The 24,244-nt window shown below is 64.9% G+C and carries 30 protein-coding genes; 16 read left to right on the top strand and 14 right to left on the bottom strand.

Features of this window, described 5'->3' with window-relative positions; translation table 11 throughout:
• Positions 1–17 precede the first annotated feature (17 nt).
• Together BM190_RS34575 and BM190_RS34570 are read left to right on the top strand one after the other, a co-directional pair.
• The gene (locus BM190_RS34575) at positions 18–482 is read left to right on the top strand and encodes a MarR family winged helix-turn-helix transcriptional regulator (RefSeq protein ID WP_026202849.1); all 465 of its coding nucleotides are present in this window, start codon (positions 18–20) and stop codon (positions 480–482) included.
• A 120-nt stretch (positions 483–602) separates the two neighbouring features.
• Positions 603–1,034 (top strand): COG4315 family predicted lipoprotein, encoded by a 432-nt coding sequence (locus BM190_RS34570; RefSeq protein WP_018322953.1) that lies wholly within the window; start codon positions 603–605, stop codon positions 1,032–1,034.
• A 10-nt stretch (positions 1,035–1,044) separates the two neighbouring features.
• Here the strand turns inward: BM190_RS34570 and BM190_RS34565 are convergent, their stop codons facing one another.
• The 3 genes from BM190_RS34565 to BM190_RS34555 all read right to left on the bottom strand — a co-directional run bounded on the left by BM190_RS34565 (position 1,045) and on the right by BM190_RS34555 (position 2,939).
• On the bottom strand, positions 1,045–1,227 hold the full coding sequence (locus BM190_RS34565; RefSeq protein ID WP_092262005.1) for a hypothetical protein: 183 nt from the start codon (positions 1,225–1,227) through the stop codon (positions 1,045–1,047).
• 17 nt (positions 1,228–1,244) lie between these two features.
• Entirely contained in the window at positions 1,245–2,231 is a 987-nt protein-coding gene (locus BM190_RS34560; protein WP_092262004.1) for a hypothetical protein, read from the bottom strand.
• A gap of 111 nt (positions 2,232–2,342) precedes the next feature.
• Positions 2,343–2,939, bottom strand: a complete 597-nt coding sequence (locus tag BM190_RS34555; RefSeq protein ID WP_177237477.1) for a L,D-transpeptidase — start codon at positions 2,937–2,939, stop codon at positions 2,343–2,345.
• 370 nt (positions 2,940–3,309) lie between these two features.
• Between BM190_RS34555 and BM190_RS34550 the strand changes: the two genes are divergently transcribed.
• Positions 3,310–4,353, top strand: coding sequence for a hypothetical protein (locus BM190_RS34550; protein ID WP_092262002.1), 1,044 nt, complete (start codon positions 3,310–3,312; stop codon positions 4,351–4,353).
• Between the two features lie 369 nt (positions 4,354–4,722).
• Complete coding sequence (locus tag BM190_RS34545) at positions 4,723–4,953, top strand: DUF6894 family protein (protein WP_092262001.1); 231 nt, start codon at positions 4,723–4,725, stop codon at positions 4,951–4,953.
• On the opposite strand, the gene BM190_RS34540 is transcribed toward BM190_RS34545, so the two are convergent.
• On the bottom strand, positions 4,954–5,739 hold the full coding sequence (locus BM190_RS34540; protein ID WP_092262071.1) for an SDR family NAD(P)-dependent oxidoreductase: 786 nt from the start codon (positions 5,737–5,739) through the stop codon (positions 4,954–4,956).
• A gap of 130 nt (positions 5,740–5,869) precedes the next feature.
• On the opposite strand from BM190_RS34540, the gene BM190_RS34535 reads away from it, so the two are divergent.
• Together BM190_RS34535 and BM190_RS34530 are read left to right on the top strand one after the other, a co-directional pair.
• Positions 5,870–6,259: a hypothetical protein gene (locus BM190_RS34535; protein WP_092262000.1), complete on the top strand. Its 390-nt coding sequence runs from the start codon at positions 5,870–5,872 to the stop codon at positions 6,257–6,259.
• A 108-nt stretch (positions 6,260–6,367) separates the two neighbouring features.
• Positions 6,368–6,619 carry a hypothetical protein gene (locus BM190_RS34530; RefSeq protein ID WP_092261999.1) on the top strand — a complete coding sequence of 84 codons (252 nt, stop codon included), beginning with the start codon at positions 6,368–6,370 and terminating at the stop codon, positions 6,617–6,619.
• A 19-nt stretch (positions 6,620–6,638) separates the two neighbouring features.
• Here BM190_RS34530 and BM190_RS34525 read toward each other — a convergent pair whose 3' ends face one another.
• The 5 genes from BM190_RS34525 to BM190_RS34505 all read right to left on the bottom strand — a co-directional run bounded on the left by BM190_RS34525 (position 6,639) and on the right by BM190_RS34505 (position 10,054).
• Positions 6,639–6,824: a hypothetical protein gene (locus BM190_RS34525; RefSeq protein WP_091956924.1), complete on the bottom strand. Its 186-nt coding sequence runs from the start codon at positions 6,822–6,824 to the stop codon at positions 6,639–6,641.
• Positions 6,825–7,001: 177 nt separating this feature from the next.
• Positions 7,002–7,283 (bottom strand): cell division topological specificity factor MinE, encoded by a 282-nt coding sequence (minE, locus tag BM190_RS34520; RefSeq protein ID WP_018322944.1) that lies wholly within the window; start codon positions 7,281–7,283, stop codon positions 7,002–7,004.
• Positions 7,280–8,095 (bottom strand): septum site-determining protein MinD, encoded by an 816-nt coding sequence (minD, locus tag BM190_RS34515; RefSeq protein ID WP_018322943.1) that lies wholly within the window; start codon positions 8,093–8,095, stop codon positions 7,280–7,282. Before minD ends, minE begins: the two co-directional genes overlap by 4 nt.
• A gap of 19 nt (positions 8,096–8,114) precedes the next feature.
• Positions 8,115–8,813 carry a septum site-determining protein MinC gene (gene minC / locus BM190_RS34510; RefSeq protein ID WP_018322942.1) on the bottom strand — a complete coding sequence of 233 codons (699 nt, stop codon included), beginning with the start codon at positions 8,811–8,813 and terminating at the stop codon, positions 8,115–8,117.
• A 224-nt stretch (positions 8,814–9,037) separates the two neighbouring features.
• Positions 9,038–10,054, bottom strand: a complete 1,017-nt coding sequence (locus tag BM190_RS34505) for an ABC transporter substrate-binding protein (RefSeq protein ID WP_092261998.1) — start codon at positions 10,052–10,054, stop codon at positions 9,038–9,040.
• Positions 10,055–10,154: 100 nt separating this feature from the next.
• Here BM190_RS34505 and BM190_RS34500 point away from each other — a divergent pair, with 100 nt between their 5' ends.
• The 6 genes from BM190_RS34500 to BM190_RS34475 all read left to right on the top strand — a co-directional run bounded on the left by BM190_RS34500 (position 10,155) and on the right by BM190_RS34475 (position 15,359).
• On the top strand, positions 10,155–10,802 hold the full coding sequence (locus BM190_RS34500; RefSeq protein WP_092261997.1) for a TetR/AcrR family transcriptional regulator: 648 nt from the start codon (positions 10,155–10,157) through the stop codon (positions 10,800–10,802).
• 83 nt (positions 10,803–10,885) lie between these two features.
• Positions 10,886–11,656, top strand: a complete 771-nt coding sequence (locus BM190_RS34495; RefSeq protein WP_092261996.1) for an ABC transporter permease — start codon at positions 10,886–10,888, stop codon at positions 11,654–11,656.
• A gap of 25 nt (positions 11,657–11,681) precedes the next feature.
• The gene (locus BM190_RS34490; protein ID WP_092262070.1) at positions 11,682–12,719 is read left to right on the top strand and encodes an NAD-dependent epimerase/dehydratase family protein; all 1,038 of its coding nucleotides are present in this window, start codon (positions 11,682–11,684) and stop codon (positions 12,717–12,719) included.
• On the top strand, positions 12,706–13,527 hold the full coding sequence (locus tag BM190_RS34485) for a GNAT family N-acetyltransferase (RefSeq protein WP_092261995.1): 822 nt from the start codon (positions 12,706–12,708) through the stop codon (positions 13,525–13,527). Before BM190_RS34490 ends, BM190_RS34485 begins: the two co-directional genes overlap by 14 nt.
• A 6-nt stretch (positions 13,528–13,533) precedes the next feature.
• Complete coding sequence (locus tag BM190_RS34480; RefSeq protein WP_092261994.1) at positions 13,534–14,589, top strand: dihydrodipicolinate synthase family protein; 1,056 nt, start codon at positions 13,534–13,536, stop codon at positions 14,587–14,589.
• Positions 14,586–15,359, top strand: a complete 774-nt coding sequence (locus tag BM190_RS34475) for an ABC transporter ATP-binding protein (RefSeq protein ID WP_177237472.1) — start codon at positions 14,586–14,588, stop codon at positions 15,357–15,359. Before BM190_RS34480 ends, BM190_RS34475 begins: the two co-directional genes overlap by 4 nt.
• 149 nt (positions 15,360–15,508) lie before the next feature.
• Here BM190_RS34475 and BM190_RS34470 read toward each other — a convergent pair whose 3' ends face one another.
• The 3 genes from BM190_RS34470 to BM190_RS34460 all read right to left on the bottom strand — a co-directional run bounded on the left by BM190_RS34470 (position 15,509) and on the right by BM190_RS34460 (position 18,102).
• The gene (locus tag BM190_RS34470) at positions 15,509–16,600 is read right to left on the bottom strand and encodes a TRAP transporter substrate-binding protein (protein WP_092261992.1); all 1,092 of its coding nucleotides are present in this window, start codon (positions 16,598–16,600) and stop codon (positions 15,509–15,511) included.
• 211 nt (positions 16,601–16,811) lie between these two features.
• Positions 16,812–17,069: a hypothetical protein gene (locus BM190_RS34465; RefSeq protein WP_018322933.1), complete on the bottom strand. Its 258-nt coding sequence runs from the start codon at positions 17,067–17,069 to the stop codon at positions 16,812–16,814.
• Positions 17,070–17,136: 67 nt separating this feature from the next.
• Positions 17,137–18,102, bottom strand: coding sequence for a DUF2778 domain-containing protein (locus BM190_RS34460; protein ID WP_092262069.1), 966 nt, complete (start codon positions 18,100–18,102; stop codon positions 17,137–17,139).
• A gap of 189 nt (positions 18,103–18,291) precedes the next feature.
• On the opposite strand from BM190_RS34460, the gene BM190_RS34455 reads away from it, so the two are divergent.
• Together BM190_RS34455 and BM190_RS34450 are read left to right on the top strand one after the other, a co-directional pair.
• Positions 18,292–18,723: a DUF1810 domain-containing protein gene (locus tag BM190_RS34455; protein ID WP_018322931.1), complete on the top strand. Its 432-nt coding sequence runs from the start codon at positions 18,292–18,294 to the stop codon at positions 18,721–18,723.
• Positions 18,724–18,828: 105 nt separating this feature from the next.
• Positions 18,829–20,910: a methyl-accepting chemotaxis protein gene (locus tag BM190_RS34450; protein ID WP_092261991.1), complete on the top strand. Its 2,082-nt coding sequence runs from the start codon at positions 18,829–18,831 to the stop codon at positions 20,908–20,910.
• A gap of 6 nt (positions 20,911–20,916) precedes the next feature.
• On the opposite strand, the gene BM190_RS34445 is transcribed toward BM190_RS34450, so the two are convergent.
• The gene (locus tag BM190_RS34445; RefSeq protein WP_092261990.1) at positions 20,917–21,507 is read right to left on the bottom strand and encodes an NADPH-dependent FMN reductase; all 591 of its coding nucleotides are present in this window, start codon (positions 21,505–21,507) and stop codon (positions 20,917–20,919) included.
• 49 nt (positions 21,508–21,556) lie between these two features.
• Positions 21,557–22,504: an AraC family transcriptional regulator gene (locus BM190_RS34440; RefSeq protein ID WP_092262068.1), complete on the bottom strand. Its 948-nt coding sequence runs from the start codon at positions 22,502–22,504 to the stop codon at positions 21,557–21,559.
• 297 nt (positions 22,505–22,801) lie between these two features.
• Here BM190_RS34440 and BM190_RS34435 point away from each other — a divergent pair, with 297 nt between their 5' ends.
• Together BM190_RS34435 and BM190_RS34430 are read left to right on the top strand one after the other, a co-directional pair.
• Positions 22,802–23,905 carry a DUF2336 domain-containing protein gene (locus BM190_RS34435; RefSeq protein ID WP_092261989.1) on the top strand — a complete coding sequence of 368 codons (1,104 nt, stop codon included), beginning with the start codon at positions 22,802–22,804 and terminating at the stop codon, positions 23,903–23,905.
• 3 nt (positions 23,906–23,908) lie between these two features.
• The gene (locus tag BM190_RS34430) at positions 23,909–24,241 is read left to right on the top strand and encodes a PilZ domain-containing protein (protein ID WP_028144927.1); all 333 of its coding nucleotides are present in this window, start codon (positions 23,909–23,911) and stop codon (positions 24,239–24,241) included.
• Positions 24,242–24,244: the final 3 nt, after the last annotated feature.

Genomic DNA, 24,244 nt, shown 5'->3' with positions numbered 1-24,244 from the left:
CCTTTGAGGAGAATTCGGTGAAAGACAACAACGACATGCCTGGGCATCTGGCACGCCGGTTCCAGCAGATCGCCGTCGCGGTGTTCCTGGCCGAGGTCGAGGATGCCGGCTTTGATCTCACGCCGGTGCAATACGCCGCGCTCGCGACTATCAAGGCCAATCCGGGGCTCGACCAGGTGACGCTGGCAGGCTTGATCGCCTATGACCGCACCACCATCACCGGCGTGATCGACCGCCTCGTGCAGAAGGGACTGGCCGAGCGCCGCGCTTCCAGCCGCGATCGCCGCGCCCGCGAGCTCGAGATCACCGACGAAGGCCGGCGCACGCTGCGCAAGATCACCCCGGCCGTGGAATCGGCCCAGCGCATCCTGCTGCGTGGTCTCAGCGCAAAAGAGGGCGAGGATCTGATGCGGCTGCTGCGCAAGGCGATTGCCGCCGGCAACGATCTGAGCCGCGCACCGCTGCGCGAAACTCCGGTATGATACGGTATGTTTGCCCGCAATTGTCGCAGGGCTGCGAAACCTTGAACTAACCTTCGGCTGCTACGGTCCGCAACATTCTGCGCTTAACGCGCGATTAACTTTGCGCTTCGGGGGTTTCGGATGTTCAGGTTTCTCATCGCGGCCGCGGCCATCGCACTCACGTCCGGCCATGCGCTCGCAAACGGCCATGGCGGCGGCGACCCTCCTCCGCCCAAGCCTGAAGCGACGGTCGCGCCGGCGAAGGTTGTTTTGACCAAGCAGGGACCCAAGCTCGTCGATCTCAAGGGCATGACGCTCTACACTTACGAGCGCGACACCACGGGAAAGACGTCGAACTGCAACGGCAAGTGCACCGAGAGCTGGGTGCCGCTCGCCGCGACGGCCGACGCCAAGGCGGTCGGCGACTTCACCGTGATCAGCCGCGACGACGGCAGCAGGATGTGGGCGTACCGCTATCGCCCGCTCTACACCTCCCCCGCCGACAAGACGCCGGGTGAAGCCAACGGCAATGCGACGACGCTGCAATGGCGCGTTGCCCGGCCTGAGAACTAGAGCGAGATCGTCACCGGTTGTCGCGACCGGTCGGGCCGGCCAGTTCGTTCGGAACGGGCCTGAAGGCCGGCATATCTGCGTTCGGCTGAAGCGGCTTGATCTCGGCATCCACCACCACGGGCCCGGTCGCGAACCAGAGCACCGCCACGGCCGCGATTGCCAATCCCGCGCCAAGCGCCGCAAGCTCTTTCATGTCACTGTCCCAGGCGATCAGTTGCTGAGGATGACGCCATGTTGGTGGCGCGACGGATGATCGGCATCGACCAGCGTGTTCGGATCGGTCGCGATCACGGCTTCCGGTAGCGGCATCGGCTCGAGGCCGGCGAAGCGGCGGTAGATCGCGCCCATGACAGCCCCGCAGAATGCTGCCGGCACCACGAGAAAGGCAAGCAGTGGCACCGCGAACGCAAGCAACAGCATACAGGCGAACGCCGCAACGCCGCCAATCGCCGCGTACTCCCATGCGTTGCGGCGGCTCATCGCTCGCGCGGCGTGGTGAACGCAGAGCATGAAGATGCTCGAAGGAATGACAGAGATTACCATCATGACCATGAAGGTCTGCGCCGGGATCACCGCCGCGAAGATATGTGCGGTGCTCTTGTCGCCGAAACCGTTCATCAGCAGCGGCACCAACGTGTAGGGCAGCAGAGTTGCGAGCACCGTCGGTATCAGCGCGGCGATGATGATGCCCGCGAAGGACGTGCGGACGCGGACCGGCCCGTTGAACGCCAGCGGCAGCCGCTTTCCTGACGCGTCGGCAGCGGAAGCATCCACGGCTGCGCGCGCAACAGGGCTCAGCCCGGCGAACTGGCCGTAGAGGAAGCCACCGATCATTCCCGCAATGGTCGGCAACAGTCCGATCGTCATCACTGTGCCGTCGCCGGGCGCCGTCAGCTGGATGTGGTTGCGGATCGCAATGCCGTAGCTCACCGCCGCCATGACGCCGCCCATCAGGCCGTAGGCGAGCCGGCTGGAGACCGTCCATTGCCGCAGCACAATATGTCCGGCGAACAGCAAGGTGGCGTTCATCGCCATGCGGCCAGCATACAGCACCAGGATCTGATCCGGCGCGGGCACCCCCACCGGATCTTTCACCTGTCCGCCCGCGAGGGCGTAGACCAGCAGCACGGCTTCGACGATGGCCAGCGGAATCAGCGCTGCGAACAACGCGCGCGGCGAATTCTTCACGAGATACATGCGAGCAACCCCTTGCTCGCTGCACGCTAGGCGCGAGACGTTAGAGACCGCGCAAGACAATGGCTAAAATTGTCCGCAAGCAGCGCGCCGGACGTGCACGCCTGCGAGCCTTCACCCGCGCCAGCGCGCGCCCGTCTCCGCCTGCGCGTTCTGCCCGGGCGGCAGCACCACGACCATCGAATTGAGCTTCACCCGGTCGTAGAGATCGATCACGTCCTCGTTGCGCATCCGGATGCAGCCGGACGAGATCGCCTGTCCGATATATTCCGGCTGGTTGGTGCCGTGGATGCGGTAGAGCGTGTCCTTGTTGCCGGAATAGAGATAGATGCCCCGCGCGCCCAAGGGATTGGCGGGACCGCCGGGAACGCGCGCCGGATACGGCCCGAGCCGCGCCTGGATATCTGCTGTCGGAACCCAGTCCGGCCATTCCGCCAGACGGCCGACCCGCGCGACGCCGGAGAACGCCATGGCTTCCTCGCCGACCGCGACCCCGTAGCGGATCGCCTTGCCCCCAGGCAGCACGTAATAAAGGTAGCGTGCGTCGGTATCGACCAGAATGGTACCTGGTTGCTCCTTGCGCTGGTAGTCGACGACGTGACGGAGATATTGCTCGGGCACATTCGCTTGCGCGTAAGGCGTGTGCGCAAGCAACTGCCGGTCGCGCGGCGTCATGCTCGCGTCGGTCGACGGCGAAAGCGTGGCCTGCATGCAGCCGCCCAGCGGCAGCAAGGCAACGACGAACAAAGCGATTAAAGATCTTGGCACCGCCGGCCCCCGATAGCGGATAGCAGCGCCCCCAGCATCCCCAGATGCTGCCAAAATCGTGCTGAAAACAAGGCAGCGCGGAACACGTGCGCGTGTTCAACAAAAGGGGTTCCATCACCACAAACGGCGGAAGACAGTCGCATCATCTCCATCCCCTCGCCTTGCTTTGGTCAAACCCGGCTGGACTCGTGCGTCATCATGCGAGGCCCATCCGGTTGGGATGGGCTCGCCCCAATAGATCGGCTCGCGCCAATGCGGACGACCAGTATTTCAAGCGCCCGGCCTTCGAACACCGGGCTTCAAAGGAGCTGCGATGCTCGCGACGCTGAACCCCAAGCAAATCGTCGATGAGATCGTGAAGGACACGGTCAAGGACAACGATCCGCACGACGCGATTCAGATTTCGCCCGACATTGTGCTGGCCTCGCGCCCCGTCAGCGTTGCGCCCGCGCTCGCGCCTGACATCGCGACGCGTCCGGAGCCGAAATTCGCGCCGGAGCCCAAACCCTTGCTCGATCGCAAAATCTCCATTGAGCCCAAATTCAGTCCCGTCTCGGAGCCGCAGGCGGCGCCTCCGCCCTCTGTCGACACGGCCGTCCGTGTCGCGGCGAGCGATGGTCTCGGTCCGCGGAAGCGATCCGCCGCAGGCAAGTGGCTGCGCGGCGCTTTCGTCACGTTTCTGTTTGCAGGCGGCAGTGCAGCCGCCACCATCGCGTGGGAGAAGCACGGCGACACCGCCAAACAGATGCTCGCCGAATGGACACCGGCATTGACGTCGCTGCTGCCGTCGACATCGCAGACCGCGCCGGTCGCTGCCGCACAGGCCGCGCCGCCCGCGGAACAGGCCGCCCCGCCCGTAGCGCAACCGGCAACCGATCAAACGGCCGATCAATCTGCGACGCCACCCGCAGTCCAGGTCGCGGCCGCCACGCCCGCAGCGACGCAGCCCGATGCAGCACAGTCGGTGCAAGCGATGACGCGCGACCTCGCCGCGATGGCGCAGCAGATCGAAACGCTCAAGGCCAACATCGCCGAGTTGAAGGCCGGACAGGAGCAGATGGCGCGCGAGATGGCAAAACCGCCTGCGCCGAAGCCGGTAGCTGAGGTCAAGCCCGTTGATCCGCGCGCACGTGCTGCTGCGGTCCCACCGCGAGCTCCGTCACCGCCGCCGGTTCGCAAACCGAAGCCGGTCGTGTCGCACACCTACATGCCGGCCTATTCGCCCGCGCCGCTCGCAGCTCCGCCGCCGCCTTCGCAGGCTGCCGCGATGCCGCCGCCGGCCGCACCTGTTACCACGACCCAAGCAGTTGCCGATGACGACGGACCGGTCGTGCGTCCGCCGATGCCGTTGCGCTAGACTGAGACCGCGCAAGCAGCGCGCTGCGACCACTCGCGTACGCTGTCCGAGTCGATGTGATGCGTTGAGTCCGGACAATTACGGAAAGCGATTTTTCTCGCTCAAGAGAAAAGGCCGTCGGGATCTATGCCGGCGGCCTTCTCTTGCAGCTGCCGGTTCCCGGAGCCCGGTTCCGCTGCAATTCCATGCCTTATGATCACGCCAACATATTTAATTAAATGTTAAGGCCGTCACACGTTGCACATCATTTCTGCGCCATAAGCACAGAGATTGCGCGGTCCGTTCATCGGTAGATGTCGACTCAGTGGTACCATCCGACATGTGTTGAGACTTCCACTGAAGCTCATCTCGTCACACCGGGGAATTCGGATGCCGTACTACTCTTTCGATCTTGTGGTTGGTGGAGAGTTCAGGAACCAGGGCGGAATCATCCTCGAAGACATCGAGGTTGCCTCCGAGCGTGCCGACCAGCTCGCCACCGAGCTGTCGCAGGTGAAGCCGGAGCTGCAGCAGAAGGGTTGCGCGGTGCGCGTCACTGATCGCGACGACAAAGAGCTTTACCGCACGCCGCTCGATCCCGTGCCGGCCTGGCGCCGCTAACTACTCGTCAAGCGCGGGCGGTTCGAACCAGTTCGTCAGCGACAGTCCGCCGTCGACGACGAAGGCTGCGCCGGTGACGTAAGCGGAGAGCTTGTTCGACAATACGGTGAGCGCCATCGGCGCAAGGTCATTGGCCTCGCCGAGACGCCCGAGCGGAATGTGCCGCGCCAGCGCGGGGTCCGCAACGAACCCGCCGGCGGCGATCGCGCCGGGCACCAGCGCATTGACGCGGATGTCGTGGCGGCCGAACGTCTTGGCCAACTCCTTCACCAGCATCGCCATCGCCGCCTTCGCCGTCGAATAATGCGGCAGGTTGCGCGGCGTGCCCGCATGCAGCGAGGTGAGGAACAGGAACGAGCCCGGCCGCTTCGCCGCGATCAGCCGCTTTGCGAGTTCGCGCGCCAGGTGAAAGCCGGCATCGAGATTGACGGCATGCATCTGCTGCCAGATCCTGCGATCGACCGCGAGCGCATGATCGGCCTCCCGCCGCGGCGGCGAAGCGCTGTGGACGAAATGCGTGATCCCGCCCAACGCTGCGTCCGCGGCGGCAAGCAGCGCGTCGCACGCATCCAATTCGGCGAGATCGCCGACCCAGGGCACCGCCAGCTCGGGCCTCTTGCTCGCGCCGATCGCGGCGTTCACCCGCTCCGCGCTGATGTCGGCGAACACGGTCCGGACGCCCTCGCCGACCAGGGCCTGCGCGATGGCGCGCCCGATGCCGTTGCCCGCGCCGGTGACGAGCGCTGTGTCACTGTTAGGATCGAATGGCGTGCTGAACAGGCTCATGTCGCTCTCCGAGGCCGGGATGCGGGCCACGATAGCGCACCGCGCCGGGGCGCGACAAATTCGCCCCGATACCATTGCGGAGCAGCCCGGCGGACGCTAGCCTCCCAAAAAAATGGAGGAGATACCAAGGATGCGCTACGGTTTCCTGATGGCTGGCCTGTTGCTGATCGCCGCTCCGGCCCAGGCCGAGGACCATCTACGCTCGACCTATGTGACCCTGGTGCTGCAGGCCTTTGCCACCAAGGTCGAATGCCCGGGCACGGACGTCGTCTACCAGGATCTCGTGCAGAAGGCGCAGCAGATGAAGCTGCCCGACGGCACCACGGAGAAGGTGCGCAAGGCAATTGCCTGGATGCATACCGGCGGCAAGATGGGCGAGAAGCAGGACGACGATCTGATGGCCGAGGTCGCGGTGGCGACCCAGGCGACCGATCTCAACCAGCGCCGCCTCGGCATGCCCAACTGGTGCGAGGCCCAGAAGACCAACCTCGCCGGCCTGATCCGGGCCAAGGGCGGCTAGCAAGCCGGCTGTCGCGGCGTTAAGCACACCGCGGCGGAACCCTCGTTTCGGCCAATAATCGTCACATTCCTCGCCAGCATGCGGGCTTTTTCGCACAGGAGAAGCCCAATGCGGATGACGCATCTCATGGTCGCCGGCTTGCTCGCGATGAGCGCAACGGTGGCCGCCCCGGCACAGGCAAAGAATTCCGACGCCCAAAAGGGCGAGGACAAATCGACCTCGTCGTCCTCGTGCAGCGCCTATCAGCAGGCGCCGGACGGATCGTGGGAACAGCTCCCCTGCAAAGAGGCGGGCGAGCGCGGTCAGCCGCAGACGCAGCATCGATCCCCGTCACGGGGGCCGGATCGCGAGGAACGCTGAAGCGTTTATGGCCCAGCGATCAGCTGTGGGCCGGCCCGCGAATGATCTTCATGGCGTCGGCGATGTGACGCCATTCCTTGGCCTCATCGGCCTCGCCGCGGCCCTCGCAGGCCTGGGCCTGCTCAGCGGCCTTCGCAATCGCAGCAAAACCATGCCGTTCGAGCATCTGCCGCGCGACGGTGTGGACCTGGACCTCGGACATCATGGGCGCTCTCCCGTCTGACCAGACCGCAGGCCGCATCGCTCCCGCGGTCGTTCACAACGATTGAGGGCGGGACCTCGTTCCGCACCGTCCCTATGGTCCCAAAACAAAGGCGGCCCGCTATGCCCAGCGGACCGCCTTCTCACCCACCCCAAAGCTGGAGTTCGTCGGCCGCGTCCCCTATGCGACCGCCGCTTTCTTGCGATCGAAGTCGTTGGGCACCTCGATATCGACCTCCAGGGTCGATACGTCGTCGCCACGCTCGAGCCGGACGATGACCTTGGTCGGGTCAAGCGTGACATGCTTGGACACGACGGCGAGAATTTCCTCACGCAGCACCCCGAGCAGATCGGGTTGGCCACGCATTCCGCGTTCATGGGCAAGCAGGATCTGCAGCCGCTCGCGAGCGACGGGTGCAGAGGCCTTTTTGCCGCGGAGAAGCCGAAGCAGACCCATGCTCATGCAGCCCTCCGTCGCAGCAGACGATCCATAAAACGCTTGCGCTCAGTCGGAACCTGCATCGGCACGGTGTCGCCGCACAGCCGGCGCGCCGCGTCGATATAGGCCCGCGCCGGTGCGCCGTCCGCGTTCGACAGCGTCACCGGTGTGCCGACATTGGAGGCCTTCAAAACGTCCTGGCTCTCGGGGATGATGCCGAGCAAGGGCGTTGCGAGGATTTCCAGGATGTCGTCGATGGTCAGCATCTCGCCGCGCGCGGCCCGCGAGGGGTCGTAGCGGGTGATGAGAATGTGCTTCTCGACGCGCTCGCCCTTCTCGGCCCGCACCGTCTTGGAATCGAGCATGCCGATGATGCGGTCGGAATCGCGCACCGAAGAGACTTCCGGATTGGTGACGATCACGGCCTCGTCGGCAAAGCGCATCGCCATGGAGGCGCCGCGCTCGATGCCGGCGGGGCTGTCGCAGATCACCCAGTCGAAACGGCTGCGCAGATCGTCGATGACCTTGCCGACGCCCTCTTCCGTCAGCGCATCCTTATCGCGGGTTTGCGAGGCTGGGAGCAGCCAGAGGTTTTCCAGCCGCTTGTCCTTGATCAGCGCCTGCGGCAGCTTTGCAACGCCCTGCACCACGTTGATGAGGTCGAACACGACGCGGCGTTCGGCGCCCATCACGAGGTCGAGGTTGCGCAGGCCGACGTCGAAGTCGACGACGACGACCTTGTCGCCGCGTTGCGCCAACGCGGCCCCCAGCGCGGCGGTCGTCGTGGTCTTGCCGACGCCCCCCTTGCCTGATGTCACGACCAGTACCTTTGCCATTTCTGAAATCTCCTTCTGGTCAGTTCAGCGCGGTAATTCGCATGGTGTTGCCCTGCAGCCAGGCCTGGGCCGGCTTGCCGCGCAGGGCCTCGTCGATATCGTCGGCGGTCTGATAAAACCCATCGATTGCAAGCAGTTCGGCTTCGATCTTCTGGCAATAGATGCGCGCGCTCGTGCGACCGTTCACGCCCGCCATGGCGCGGCCGCGTAGCGCGCCATAGACGTGGATGGAACCGCCGGCGACGACTTCGGCACCCGAGCCGACCGAGCCGAGGATGGTGACGTCGCCTTCGGGAAAGATCACGGTCTGGCCCGATCGAATTGGGTTCTCCAGCAGCAGCGATGTCGGCTTGGCCTCGGACTTCGTCTCGGCCTTCTTCGGCGCGTTCGGCTCGATCACGCAGCTGCGCCCGCCCGAGAGCAGCGGCGGCATCATCGGGGTCAGCCTCGCCTCCTCCACGCCCTCGATGCCGAGCACGCGGATGTTGCGGTCCTGAAGGCTGGTGAGCAGATGGCCGATCCCGGACTGGCTGAGGTCGACCGAGGACAGGTCGATCACCACGGGACGGCCGGCAAAGAAGCCCGGCGAGCGCGCAATGGTGGCATCGATCTCGTGCAGCCAGTCCTGCACCGGAACCGTCGGCGTAAACACGAAGGCCACATAAGAGCGCCCGCGCAGGCGCACCATTTGGCGTTGAGGTTTGACTGCAGCCTCCATATCGGCCGACTCGTTCCCTGTTATTGAATGGTTAACGATGCGGCGGATATGGTTAACGGCCGGTTAATTTCTCCGTGGGTTACCCGTCCCAAACTGTCATCGCCCGCGAAGGCGGGCGATCCAGTACTCAGAGACCCTATGGGTTCGTCGAAAGGCCGCGGCGTACTGGATGCCCCGGTCAAGCCGGGGCATGACACCGCTGTGTGGGGGCCAAGATGCCCCCCCTACTTCTTCACCTTGCTCGCATCCATCTTGATGTTCGGATCCAGCATCTTGGTCGTGAACGCCGTCGTCACATCAAACGGCTTCTCCATGCCGAGATAGGTCTGGACCAGCTCGTAGTCCTTCTTCATCCGCTCGCCGTCGATCCAGCCGAGACCCTTGGTGGTGGTGAACTCGTCCGTCATCAGGAACTTGATGCGCTCCCACTGGCGCTCCTGGTTCGCGCGGTCGAGACCGGAGACCTGGTCGAGCAGCGCTTTCAGGCACGGCGCGACGTCGGCAACGCAGGCCGCAAAGGCCTTCTGCGTGACGCGCACGAACTCTTCGACGACCTTCGGATTCTTCTGCAAGTAGGGGCCGTTGACGATCAGCGAATTGCCGTAAGGGTTGAGCCCGATGTCCTTCCAGTTGACGTAGCCAAGGTCCTGGCCGAACTCGATTACCTTCAGATCGTGCTCATTGTAGAAGTCGCTGATGATGTCGACGGTGTGGCTCTTCAATGCCGCGATCTTCGCGGTCGGCCCGACATTGACGAAGCCGACGGCATCGGGCGCAAGCCCGGCGGCCTTGGCAAACGCCGGCCACATCACGCGCGAGGCATCGCCGGGCGGATTGCCGATCTTGTGGCCGGCAAAGTCCTTGACGCCGTTCACGCCGTAGCTCTTCAGCCAGTAGAAGGTTTGCCCGGTATTAGCATAGACGCTCATCACCGCGACGGTGTCGGCGCCCTTGCTCTTGGCCACCAGCATGGTGGCGAGATCGGCGACGCCGAAGGGCGAGCCGCCGGAGCCGACCTTGGCGGCAGAGACGCCGGAGCCCTTGCCGGTTTCGATCGTGAGGTCGATGCCCGCTTTCTCGTACCAGCCTTGCGCCTTGGCATAATAATACGGCGCGTGATCGGCCGTCGGCGTCCAGTTCAGGATCAGATTGACCGCTTCGCCCGCATGCGCGGGCGCCGCGGCTGCACCGAGCATCAGGGTCAAGACCAGGGCCGAGCCCGCCGCCTGCAAACGCTTCATCGCATCTCTCCTCGTTGCCGCGACCCGGCTTGTCGCTCTCCCCTTGTGAGGATACCAATGCAACAAGCCCGCCCTCAACTTGTCAACTGTTTGGTTGGAAATGCCCGCAAAACGATCTGGCGACACCGTGCCGCAGCGCCGCGACCCCGTCGCCACCCGCAACAAGCTGCTGACCGCGGCGCGCCTGGAATTTGCCCGGCACGGCTTTGCGGGCGCCCGCGTCGACGAGATCGCCGAGCGCGCCGGCGTCAACAAGCAGCTCGTCTACCACTATTTCGGCGACAAGGACGCGCTCTACCTCGCCGTACTCGAATGGGTCTATGAGGACATCCGCGAGCAGGAGCGCAGGCTCAATCTCGAAGGCCTGCCGCCGGAGAAGGCGATCCGCAAGCTGATCGAGGCTTCGTTCGACCATCTGGCCGCACACCCTGATTTCATCGTGCTTTTAAACGACGAGAACCGCGGCGGCGCCCGCCACGTCCGCGGCTCGACGCGGCTGGAAGCGATGCACTCCCCGCTGGTGAAGAGCGTCTCCCACATTCTCAACGAGGGGGTGCGCGCGGGCGTGTTCCGCAAGGGCGTCGACCCCGTCCAGCTCTATATCTCCATTGCGGGCCTCAGCTATTTCTTCTTCTCCAACACGCCGACACTGTCGGCGATCTTCGGCAAGGACCTGTCGAGCCGCACCGCACGGCGCGCCCGCCGCCGCCATGTCGCCGATTTGGTACTGCAGTCGCTCCGGCCCTAATCAACCAACTGGTTGAAACTTCCCCGGAAGGCGGCTAGGCTTGCGACCTGCGGCATCGCCGCCGCGCCAACAGGGAGCAATCGGTGGCAGGAGACAGCGCACGCGCCTCGCGCAGCTTTGCGATCATCCTGATCGTGCACCTCGGCGTGCTCGTGCTCTGGCAGGTCGCGGTCGATGCCTTTCACTTGCCGAAATTCATCCTGCCCTCCCCGCTGGCGACGGTGCAGACGCTGGGAACCGCGAGCTACGCCTGGGGCGCCAATACGCTGGTGACAGCGGTCGAGATCCTCGGCGGCTTCGCGCTCGGCGCCTTCGTCGGCGTCGCGCTGGCCGTGATCTTCAGCTGGGCGCCGCTGCTCAGCCTCGTGCTGCTGCCGCTGTTCGTGACGCTGAACATGATCCCGAAGGTCGCGCTCGGCCCGCTCTTCATCGTCTGGTTCTCCTACGGCATCATCCCGAACATCCTGATCGCCTTCAGCATCTGCTTCTTTCCGATCCTGCTCACCACCGCGCGGGGCCTGCGCGAGGTCGAGCCGGACCTGCTCGATCTCGTCAAATCCCTGCGCGGCTCGCGCTGGACGCTGTTCCGCAAGATCCAGCTGCCGGGATCGCTGCCTTACGTGTTCTCCGGCATGAAGGTCGGCGCCATCCTGGCGGTTGCCGGCGCCATCGTCGGCGAGTTCATCGCCTCCGAGCGCGGGCTCGGCTACCTCATGATCCAGGTGCAGTCGGCGCTCGACACACCCGCGATGGTGATGGCCGTCGTGCTGCTGACGCTGCTCGGGGTCGCTCTCTACGGCCTCGTCCTGATCCTCGAACGCATGTTCGTGGTCGGTGACGCAAGGCAAACCTGACAACGGCAGAACCAAGGACAAATCCATGCTGCTCACCCGCCAGACGCTGCCGAAGACCATCCCCGATATCGCAGCCCTCGACGAGCTGCTGTGCCGTCCGACGCAAGCGCTGATCGACGACCTCGCCAAGGTCGAGGGCGACATCATGATCCTCGGCGTCGGCGGCAAGATGGGCCCGACGCTGGCCGGGCTCGCCAAGGCCGCCGCGCCCGATCGCCGGATCATCGGCGTGGCCCGCTTCAGCGACGCCGGCGTGAAGGACTGGCTGCACGCGCGCGGCGTCGAAACCATCAATTGCGACCTGATGGACGAGAAGGCAATTGCGGCGCTGCCGAAGGCGCCCAACATCATCTTCATGGCCGGCCGCAAGTTCGGCGCCGAGGGCGATCTGTCGCTGACCTGGGCGATGAACGCACACGTGCCCGCCCTGGTAGCCCAGGCATTCCCGTCCTCGCGCATTGTGGCGTTCTCGACCGGCTGTATCTATCCTTTCGTCCCTGTCGACGGCAAAGGCTCGACCGAGGACATGGCGCCGAACCCGCCCGGCGAATACGCGCAATCCTGTGTCGGCCGCGAGCGGATGTTCGAGTATTTCTCGCACAAATTCGCAACGCCGGGCCGGCTGTTCCGTCTCAACTACGCGATCGACATGCGCTATGGCGTGCTGCACGACATCGCGACGAAGGTGCTCACGGGCACGCCGATCGACGTCAGCCTCGGTCATGTTAATTTCATCTGGCAGGGCGATGCCTCCGCGCAGGCGCTGCGCTGCCTTGCGCACTGCACCGCGCCGACCTCGCCGATCAATGTCAGCGGCCACGAGATTCTGGCGGTGCGCGATCTCGCGCAAAGATTCGGCACAAGGTTCGGCCGCGCGCCGGTGCTGACAGGCAAGGAAGAGCCGACAGCTTGGCTGACCGACACATCAAGGGCGGTTGACCTGTTCGGCCTTCCGGTCGTCGACACCGAGCAGTTGATCGCCTGGACCGCCGATTGGGTCTCGCGCGCCATGCCGAGCCTCGGCAAGCCCACCAAATACGAGGTGCGCGATGGCCGTTACTGACGCCCCGCACATCGTCCAGCTCGGCGTCGACGACGCGATCGCGGGGCTGGCGTTGTCGACGGAAGCGCACTGGAACCAGACCGACGAGGACTGGCGCATCTTCCTGCGCGACGGCGTCGTGTTCGGCATTCGCGACGGCATGCGGCTGGTCGCAACCGCGGCACTGTTGCCCTATTCCGGCAACAACGCCTGGATCAGCATGGTGCTGGTATCAGGCACGCATCGCCGCCGTGGCCTTGCCACCCGTCTGGTCGACGCCTGCCTGGAGACGGCGCGTCAGAACGGCCTGACCAGCTGGCTCGATGCCACGCCGGACGGCGCCGTCGTCTACGGACCACTGGGGTTCACGCCGACCCTGCAATTGCGCCGCCTGAAGCTGTTGAAGCCAGCGCGGGCCGAAGCGCCGCCATTGTCATCCGGGACACTCGATGCGCTTCGTGCGCGGGACCTGCGGGCCACCGGGTTCGACCGGACCGCCCTCCTCTCCGCCTTCGCACAGCGTTCTGGCTCGCGCATCGTCGGTGCGAACGGCGCCATCGCACTGGTTCGCGACGGCCGGACCGCCCGCCATATCGGCCCGTTGTTGGCCGACAATGCCGCGGCAGCTCTGGCGCTCGTTGACGCGATCGTGCGTTCCGAGACCAGCCCGCTCCTACTCGACGCCGTCGCGTCGCAAGCCGCGTTCCTGGAAGGCTTGACCGCCTCCAGCTGGACCATCGAGCGCCCGTTCCAGCGCATGCGGTTCGGTCCCGCCACCGTCACGGGCGAGGAAATGCCATTCGCCGTCGCCGGCCCTGAATTCGGATAGGACATCATGCATCACAGCCAGATCAACAGCGACATCCGCAACCTGATCACTGAGGGCACCGTGATACCGGCGCATCCGCTCGCGCTCACCGCCGAGCGCCAGCTCGACAAGACGCATCAGCGTGCGCTGACGCGCTATTACATCGACGCCGGCTCTGGCGGCCTTGCCGTCGGCGTGCACACGACGCAGTTCGCGATCCGCGACGTCGGTCTCTACCGTCCGGTGCTCGAGCTCGCCGCCGAGACCGCGGCCAACTGGACCAGGCGACCGCTGGCGATGGTCGCAGGCCTCGCGGGTCCGACAAACCAGGCGGTCACCGAAGCCCGCACCGCGCGCGACATCGGCTATCATGCCGGCCTGCTCAGCCTCGCCGCGATGAAGAGCGCCTCCGAGGACGAGATCATCGCGCACTGCACGGCAGTCGCCGCCGAGATCCCGCTGGTCGGCTTCTATCTTCAGCCGGCCGTCGGCGGCGTCATCCTCTCCGCCCGGTTCTGGCAGCGCTTCGCCTCGATCGACAATGTCATCGCGATCAAGATCGCGCCGTTCAACCGCTATCGTACCCTCGACGTCCTGCGCGGCGTCGCGGCCGCCGGCGCGCTCGACCGCGTCGCGCTCTACACCGGCAATGACGACCACATCCTGCTCGATCTGATGCTGCCGTTCGATCTGCGCGACAACGGCGTCACCACGCGCACCTACTTCAAGGGCGGTCTGCTCGGCCATTGGTCGGTGTGGACGGCCAGTGCAATCAAGCAGTTCGAGCGCTGCAAGGCGGCGCGGCACAAGGACAGCGTGCCGGCCGACCTGCTGGCACTCGATGCCCGCGTCACCGACTGCAACAGCGCCTTCTTCGACGTCGCCAACAATTTCCACGGCTGCATCGCCGGCTGCCACGAAGTGCTGCGGCGCCAGGGCCTGATGAAAGGCCTGTGGTGCCTCGATCCGAACGAGGGCCTCAGCCCCGGCCAGAAAGAGGAGATCGACCGCGTCTATCGCGCGCACGCCGACCTCAGCGACGATGCCTTCGTTGCCGCCAATCGGGACAAGTGGCTGGCATGAGCCCTGCCCCCTTCATCAGCCTGCAGGGCGTCCGCAAGGTCTATCGCAGCGGCGGCGCCGAATTCCTGGCGGTGTCCGACGTCACCATGGACGTGCAGGAAGGTGAGCTGGTCTCGCTGGTCGGCCCGTCCGGCTGCGGCAAGACCACCGTGATGAAGATCCTGGCCGGCCTGCACGGCGCCGACGGCGGCACGGTGAAGATCGGCAACGCCAACAGCCCGTTCGATCCGACCCGCGACATCGGCATGGTGTTCCAGCAGGCCTTGCTGCTGAAATGGCGGACGATCCTGGACAATGTGCTGCTGCCGGCCGAGATCGTCGGCCTGCCGATGAAGGCCGCGCGCGAGCGGGCGCGCGATCTTCTCAACCTCGTGGGCCTTGCCGGCTTTGAGCAGAAATATCCGCAGCAGCTCTCCGGCGGCATGCAGCAACGCACCGCGATCGCACGCGCCTTCATTCACGATCCAAAGCTGATCCTGATGGATGAGCCGTTCGGCGCGCTGGACGCGCTGACGCGTGAGCAGATGAATCTGGAGATGCTGCGGATCTGGCGGGAGAGCGGCAAGACCATCATCTTCGTCACGCATTCGATCCAGGAAGCCGTGTTCCTGTCCTCGCATTGCGCGGTGCTGACGGCGGGACCTGCGAAGATGGCCGACTATTTCCCGATCGACCTGCCCTTCCCGCGCGACTTGCCGCTGAAGACGACCGATGCGTTCGGCGCCTATGCAAGGCGGATCTACGCGAAGCTGGGGCTTGGGGCGGCGTAGGACCGCTTGCTCAGGTCCCGTAGGGTGGGCAAAGCGAAGCGTGCCCACCAATTCTACGAAACGCGGGGCAGTCGTAGGCACGGCGCAAGGGCGCCTTTGCCCACCCTACGAGAGCGCGGCGCGATCGCGGCACCGCGCCCTCCTCACAATCAGCTCTTGTTGCGCATCTTGCTGAGCAGATAGTTGTCGTAGAAGTTCTCCGCGATCTGCGTATAGAACAGCAGCTCCTTCATATACGCGTCGTGGCTTTCCTTGGTCCGCTTGAACAGGTCGCTCTTGGCGGCGAGCTCGTTCAGATGCTCCTGGGTGGCGTTGTAGCAGGCCTCCAGCACCGGTTGCGGGAACGCCCTCAGCTCCGCGCCGTTCGCGATCAGCCGCTTCAGCGCCGCCGGATTCACGCTGTCGTATTTCTCGAGCATCCATGCGCCAGCCGCCGCGCCGGCCTGGTTGACGATCGCCTGGTACTGCTTGGGCAGCGACGCCCATTTCTCGTCGTTGACGATCATGTGCAGCATCGCGCCGCCTTCCCACCAGCCCGGGAAGTAATAGTACTTGGCGACCTTCTGGAAGCCGAGCTTCTCGTCGTCATAGGGACCGACGAACTCGACCGCGTCGATCGTGCCCTTCTCCAGCGCCGGATAGATGTCGCCGCCCGCGATCTGCTGCGGCACGACGCCGAGCTTGGCAAGCACGTGGCCGCCCATGCCCGCGATGCGGAATTTGAGGCCCTTGAGGTCGTCGACGGTCTTGATCTCCTTGCGGAACCAGCCGCCCATCTGGGTGCCGGAATTGCCGCAGAGGATGGCGTGCGCCTTGAACGGCTTGAGCGCTTCATTGGTGAGATCGGCGCCGCCGCCGAAGTGCCACCACGATTCCTGATGGCGGTGATTCATGCCGAACGGCGCACCGGTGGCGTAGGCCAGCGCCGGCTCCTTGCCGATGTAGAAATAGAGCGGGGTCTGCGCCATCTCCACCGATGCGGTGCTGACGGCATCGAGCGCCTGCAGGCCCGGAACGATCTCGCCGGCGCCGAAGGTCTGGATCTGGAATTTGTTGTCGGTGGCCTCAGCGACGTATTTCGCGAAGGTCTGCGCCGTGCCGTAGATGGTGTCGAGCGACTTCGGGAAGCTCGACGTCAGGCGCCATTTGATCTCGGGCGCGCTCTGCGCGATCGCAGGTGCGGCAACCAGCGTCGTCGCGCCGGCGACCGCGCCGCCCTTGAGGAATGTACGGCGTTTCATGATGGGGTCTCTCCCTGAACTAAATTTCAAACATATGGCTTGCGGCGGCGATCTTCGCCGACCGTTTGCCCGTTCCCGTAGCGGAGTTCAAGATGCGCGAGGAGAAGACCCGTAGTCCGATGGAGCGCCGCAATCCGGGAATCGTGCCACAAGCGACGCCCGGATTTCGCTGCGCTCTATCCGGGCTGCGAGATTGTGAGCTGAGACGGCTTCAGAGCAGCTTGGCGCTGACGAACAGCGCGCGCACGGCGTTGGTTGCCTGCACCGCCAGCATCGCGTTACCGGCTGCGCCTTCCAGAGCCTCGACGGCGTCCTCGTGCAGGGAGCGGAATTCCATCCATTCGACCGACTTGAAGTTGGTCAGGAATTGATAGGCCTGACCGACGGTCGCGATCGCCAACGTGTCGCCGTTCAGCTTGATCTTGAACGTCGTACGCAGCGGGGTCTCGGAACTTGATGGATCACTCATGGGCTGCTTCTGGACGATGACGGCTTAACGAAGGGGAAACGGCAGCCCCGCCGAAAGCAGGCGAATATCAGGAGTCGGTGCTGGCGCGCTGCGAGGCAGTCGCAGATCCGCTCAGGCTCGGCACCACGACCAGGCGGTTGAACTCGCCATTGTCGTAAGCCTTGAGGAAGCGATCATAGTCCTTGATCGAGACGCAGCCGTTGGAATCGCCGCGCGGCCCGAGCATGTAATTGTGGGTGAGAAGGCCGACGCGGCCGAGCGCGCTGGTGCCATCGGTGGGAGTCAGGCGCAGCGCGCGGACACCGTGGAACAGCTTCTCGCGCGGCTTCAGGTCGTAGGTTGCGGGCGGGGTCGCGCCGACCATGCGCTGGTCGACATGATTGGGGTCGTCCATCAGCGCGCCCATGCCGGAATGGGCTTCCAGCGCGACGCCGCTCGGCAGGTAAAGTGCCTTGGCCTTGATGTCATAGACCGCCGTCCGCGAATCGTAGCCGAGGGCGGCCAGATCCGGCGCCTTGGCGAACAGGCCGTCGCTGGGCGTCAGCGAGGCGAGCCTGATCTTGTCGGTGAATTTTTCGAAGAAGTTGCGGTTGTCGACCCTGGGGTTGGTCTCCGCATAGGCCTGGCTGGAGGCGATCTGGGCGGAGAGGTCCGCCTGGGTCGGGCGCGAGCGCGGCATCGGGATGGCGTCGGCACGCTGCGAGGGCCTCGTCTCGTCGACCACGTGCCGGTCATCATCGGTCAGGGTCGTGCGCCAATCGTCGCCCTGGAGCTTCTGGGCGAGCATTGCCTTGGCGTCGCGGAGCTTGAGCTGGACCGCACTCAGGGCGGAACGCTCCATCGTCCGCAGGCCGAGCTCGCGGGCGGGCGGGTTGCCGGACGCCGACGCGAAACGATCCTCGAAAGAAGGGGCATTGGCCGGCGGCAGCGCAGCAGTGATTAGCGGGGTCGAATTGCCAAAATTCGAATTCCCGATGTCAGTGACCCAGGCGGCGGCGCCAAGCGCCATCGCGACTGCGGCCAGAGACAGCAGAATTCTCTCGGCTCGCCCGACACGGCGGCGCGACAACAGCCTCTCGGCATGTGCTGCGTCGGAAACCATCAGATCCCCAAATCGACCCCCGGGGGGCCCAACCCCCGCCCGGAGACTCTATACCAGCTACCACATTGGGAGCCAAAAGTTAGGCATAATCGCGGCCGGCAAGCCCTCCTAAGGTATCCAATGACCGATCCTTTCGATCTAGAGCGCTTCGTAACGGCCCAGAACCCGGTTTTTCGCGCCGTCCAGGCGGAGCTGGCCCGGGGCCGGAAGCAGACTCACTGGATGTGGTTCGTCTTCCCTCAGATCGCCGGCCTCGGCTTCAGCGCCATGTCGCAGCGCTACGCCATCGGCTCCCCCGCGGAGGCCAAGGCCTATCTCGCCCATCCCGTGCTCGGGGCGCGCCTGATCGAATGCACCGGGCTGGTGCTCGCGGTTCAGGGCCGGAGCATCAACGCGATCCTCGGCGCGCCGGACGATTCCAAATTCCGCTCGTCGATGACGCTGTTCGGCGCGGTCTCCGATGAGCCCGTGTTCGGCGAGGCGCTCGCCCGCTATTTCGCAGGCGAACGCGACGCCGCGACGCTGGAAATCCTTGCCACCCTCGGTCGCTAAGCCAGGCGCGCACCCGCGGCATCCACCAGCGTAAACCCGCGATTAATACGGTCTGTCTATTTTCCGGAGAATATCTTTCTCCCCGCGCCAATTGCCGGACAGATCATGAAAATCGGAACGCTGCTGACCACCGCCATCGTCTCGCTCTCGACCGTGGGTGGCGGCCTCGCCGTCTACGTCGCCGTGACCAAGTACCAAACGATGGAGCGGATCGGCGAGGCGCAAGGCCGCCTGGCGATCGTCCGCGCCGCCAGCGATATCCCGCGCTATCTCAACCCCGAGCGCGGCTTCTCCACCAACATCCTCTACGGCCCCGCCACGATCGACCCTGCACTGCTCGCCGAACAGAACAAGCTGCGCAAGCAGACCGACGGCGCCCGCGACAGGATGAACGCGCTGCGCAAGGAGCTGCCCGGCTCGTTCGACGACGGCAACAGCGTCGGCAGCAACATCGATGGAATCAATGCGAAATTCACCGCCTTGCGCGAGGCCATCGACAAGGCGCTCACCGGGCCGGCGGAGGCCCGCAAGGACGCAGCCAAGAAGATCGTCGCAGACAATGCCGTGCTCAACAGCGGCGTGACCGCGCTGCTGAACGAGCAGGTCCGCCGCATGGCGATCCTGAACGGCGACGCCTACCGGCAGGCCAGCTACGCCAATACCGCCATGACGCTGCGCGACGTCGGCGGCTTCAACTCGAGCCTGCACAAGAACCTCGTCGGCGGCAAGAAGCCGGCGACCGATGCCGAGAAGGCTGACATCGGCCGCTCGCAGGGCCGCAACGACCAACTCGTGATGGCCCTTCTGGAATTGCGCGGCAATCCGGCAACGCCGGCGAACGTCGCCACCGCGCTGGAAAAGTTCAATTCGATCTATGTCGAGGAATTCGGCCGCGAGCTCAAGCTCGTCAAGGACGGCGCCGTCAGCGGCAAGTACGAACACGATATGGACACCTATTACGCCGCCACGCAGCGCGGCCTCGGCACCATCATCGAGGTCCGCGACGCGTTCTATGACAATGCCGAGCAGATCCTCGCCGGCGCCTCCTCGGCCGCGCGCACCAGCTTCACCATCGCGCTTGCAGGCCTTGCCGCCGTGCTCGTCGCGAGCGTCGGCCTCATCGTGATGGTTCGCCGCCGCGTCTGCGCGCCGATCGTCGGCCTGACGAGCCGGATGTCGCGGCTTGCCGAGGGCGAGGTTGCGGACAGCATCCCGGGCGCCGAGCGCTCCGACGAGATCGGGGCGATGGCTGCCGCCGTCCAGGTCTTCAAGGACAACATGATCCGGGCCGACCGGCTCGCGGCCGAGAAGCAGGCCGAGAACGACGGCAAGATGCGCCGCGCCCAGGCGCTCGACGAACTCACCCGCGCGTTCGAGGCCAAGGTCACCGAGCTCGTCGGCGGCCTGTCCCGGGCCTCCTCGACCATGGAAAGCACGGCCCAGTCGATGACTTCGACGGCGGCCCAGACCAACAGCCAGGCCGCGGTCGTCGCCACAGCCTCCGAGCAGACCTCGACCAACGTGCAGACCGTCGCCAGCGCCACCGAGGAGCTGACCTCCTCGATCTCAGAGATTGGTCGTCAGGTCGCGCAATCCACCGAGATCGCGGCCCGCGCCGTCGAGAACGCCCGCCGCACCGGCGACACCGCACGCACCCTCGCCGAGGGCGCGCAGAAGATCGGTGACGTCGTCACGCTGATCCAGAGCATTGCCGAGCAGACCAATCTGCTCGCGCTGAACGCGACCATCGAGGCCGCCCGCGCCGGTGAGGCCGGCCGCGGCTTTGCCGTGGTCGCCTCCGAGGTGAAATCGCTGGCGGGCCAGACCGCCAAGGCCACCACCGAAATCTCTGAGCAGATCACGGCGATCCAGACCGCGAGCAACGAGACCGTGGCCGCGATCCGCAACGTGGCCGACGTCATCGGCGAGATCGACCAGATCGGCACCGCGATCGCCGCGGCGATCGAGCAACAGGGCTCGGCGACCAAGGAGATCGCCCGCAGCGTCCAGGAGGCCGCCCGCGGCACCCAGGAGGTGAACACCAACATCGCAGGCGTGCAGCGCGCTGCCGACGACACCGGCGCGGCCGCAAGGGAAGTGCTCGGCGCCGCCGAGCAGCTCTCGACCCAGTCGCGCGATCTCGCCGGCCAGTTCGACCGCTTCCTCGGCGAAGTCAGGGCGGCGTAGACAAGTTCAATAAGGCGGCGCCTTGCGCGCCCGCTGCGCCTTCGCCGCCTCGATCCACCAGGCGAGATCGTCGGCAAAGCGCGGGAACGCGCGCTCCAGGGCCTTGCCGCCATCACCGATCGGCTCGCCGTCGGCCGACAATGTCTGTGCGATCGGGCCGACCCCGATGGTGCTCGACACCACCACCATGCCCATCTCCGACAGCGTGCCGTGCCAGGCGGTCGCGGCGCGCGCGCCCGAGAAGCGGCCGGCGGAATAGCTCACGATCGCGGCCGGACGCCAGAACCACTCTTCGAGGAAGTGGTCGGTGAGATTCTTCAGGCCGGGCTGGATGCCCCAATTGTACTCGCCGGTGACGAAGACGAATCCGTCGGCGTCGCGGATCTGTCCGGCCAGAATCTCCAACGCTTCGGGTGCCGACCCCTTCGGATACTCCTTGTACATGCGATCGAGCATCGGCAGGCCGATCGCCTTGGCGTCGATCAAGGTGACATCGTCGCCCCGCGCGCGCAGCCGGTTGATGACGAAATTCGCAAGGCGGATGCCCATGCGGTCGGAACGGTAGGAACCGTAGAGGACGAGGATGCGATTGCTCATGGCCGGATGGTAGCACAAAACCGGCGTCCGGCCCTACTCGATCCGTCAACTATCGCCCGCGTCCGCGCTCCAGCGTTTGCGACGGCGTCTCGCCAAACTGGTCGCGGTAACTTCGGGAGAAATCGCTGAGATGCCAGAAGCCGAACGCAAGCGCCACCGCCTTGACGCTGTCGGCGCCGGCGAGCAGCCGTCGGCGCTCCAGCCACAGCCGGCGCAGGCGCAAGTAACGGTGCAGGCTCATGCCGCGATAGCGGCGGATGACGTCGTGCATGGTGCGGACGGACAGTCCGAGCTTGCGGGCAATCTCCTCGCTGTAGATCGGCTGCGAGAGGTCATCGGACAGTAGCGCACTGATATCCCGGAACATCCTGAAGTTCCGCTCGTCATTGGGGCGCAGCGTCCAGCGGACCGAAACGACATCTCCCAACACGTGGTCGACGGCCGCGAGCAGGGATTCCTTCATTGCCCTTGCCTTGACCGGGAGATCTGACGCCTCGACGGGCTCTGAGGCCGCGGCCAGCACCTCACGCACCACACTGCGCAGCCGGTCCAGGCCAGCGGCACTCGTTTCGAAAATCTTGAAGGTCTGGGAAGCTGTGGGCCAGCCGCGGTCCCTCACCTCCGGGCTGAAAACCACTGAGGCGATTTGCCGCTGCACCTCCTCGATGACGGTGTAGGCCGCGCCGCCGCTGCCAATGACCACGGCCGGGCGCGCACGTTGCGAGCCATTGAAGCGAATGGGGACGTTGAGGTCGTCCATCGTGAAGCCGATCGCCGTGCAATTCCCGACGAGCTGTGCATCAACGACCCGGGGAAACGCGCACGTCAAATTCACGTCGCACCCGGGCAACGACAGAATTGTCTGCTCAGACGAAATCTTCCGTACGAAAGGCGTGAACTCGAAATTCAGCCCGCGTATGGCGCTTCGAAATTCGTCGACGTCTGAAAAACGAAATGTCTTGAGTGCCAGCCTGGGCACGTCATCAATGCTGTTCATGAAAATACGAAACCCGGTGTCGCAATCGATGCGCATCCGGCAACGGTGCCGATCCGCTTCCCCTTTGTGGTTTCTCGTCGGACCTGAAGAATCAATCCTAACGTGTCCTGATCAATTGGGAAGGGTCCAACTGAAAGGACAAGCCGGGACGTCGAGCCTTGCCGATTTTCGATAGCATTTCCCGAAATGCCGCGGTGTATAAAACCCTGGGATTTAATTCTCAAAATTAAAAATTAACATCTTTGAGGCCCAATAGAGCTCGTTAAATCGATAGCTATTTTATTTCAGGCTCCTGCCATGATGGCAAATTCGCCTGCTGATATTTTGGTCGAGTTGGAGGATGCGGTCGCAACTTGCCCGCTGGACCGCTGCGCTCGCATCCTCGAAGGCATTTTGCAGCTGCTCACCGGCAGCCGCGACCGGCCTCAGGAATTGCTGGCCAGTGTGGTCGACGGCGTCCTGCTTCGATTGACGGAGCGGGTCGAGGCCAGCGCATTGATTCAACTCGGCGCGGCGCTTGCCGAGCTCAAAGTGGCTCCGCCGAAGACCCTGCAACGTCTTGCCTTACACGACGATCCCGGCGTGGCCTGCCCCGTTCTGCTCAAATCGCAGGCGCTCTCCACGTCCGATCTCGAAACAATCGCGATCTCGAGCGGCGAACCGCAGCAACTCGCGATCGCTGTCCGAGCGCGCATCGAACCCCGATTGACCGAGACGCTCATCAAGCGCGGCGGCCGCGCCGTTCACCTTGCGCTGATCAGCAACGCAGGGGCGCGGTTCTCCGATGCCGCCTACGTCGCGCTCGTTGAAACGTGCGCAAGCGATGACGAACTCACGAAGGCCCTGGCGCTCAGACCAGGCACGCCAGATCCGGTCCTGCGGAAATTGCTGCCGGCCTCGCCGGCCCCCGACGCTCGCGCGGAGCCAAAGGCTTCCACCGTCTCGTGTCCTCGAGCGGCAGCGCCGATCGTGCCCAAGCTGCCTAGCGCGGCCGCCTATGCAAGCGCACGGCCGGAGATCATCGCGCTCAACCGCATCGGCAAGCTCAACGATTCTGCGGTGAACCGCTTCGCGATCCGCGGCGAGACCGCCAATTTGTTCACCGCCTTGTCGGTGCTTTCGGGGACCCCCATCGAGATCGTCGAGCACGTCATGACCGACGGCGATTGCGAAGGCCTGGTGATGGCCTGCCGGGCGTCGCGGCTAAACTGGCAGACCACGCTTGCCATCCTGAGCAACCGCAGCGGCACCAGGCTTTCCTTTACCGAGCGCGAACGCGCACAACACGTTTTCGAGACGCTGCTGCTGTCGACCAGTCAGTGGACGGTGCGTTGGGGGGAAATCGCCGCAAGCGTCAAGGAGAGCAGTCGGCGAGATCGCGGCGCAAAAACGGGGGGGTAGCCGATGAAGTTCGACGGCCGCAAGGCGGCGCGCGTGCGGATGGACCACAGGCAGGCCGTCAATCTGATGGGCTCTGACGGCACATGGCGGCGCAGCTGCGTTCTGCTCGACGTGTCGCAGACAGGCGCAAAGGTCGAGGTCGAGGGCACGCTGGACGTGCTGCAGGCCAAGGAATTCTTCATGCTGCTGTCGTCGACCGGGCTCGCCTATCGGCGCTGCGAGTTGGTCTGGATCGATGGCACCACGGCCGGCATTCACTTCGTCACCGCTGACGGCAAAAAGAAGCCGGCGAGCGCACCCTCGGCTGCTACGCAGACCGTCGCCCGAAGCAAATAGGCC

This window comes from Bradyrhizobium sp. Rc3b (assembly GCF_900114915.1).
Taxonomy (GTDB): domain Bacteria; phylum Pseudomonadota; class Alphaproteobacteria; order Rhizobiales; family Xanthobacteraceae; genus Bradyrhizobium.
The sequence above is the reverse complement of the archived record's forward strand: the minus strand, read 5'-3'. Positions and strand labels throughout refer to the sequence as shown.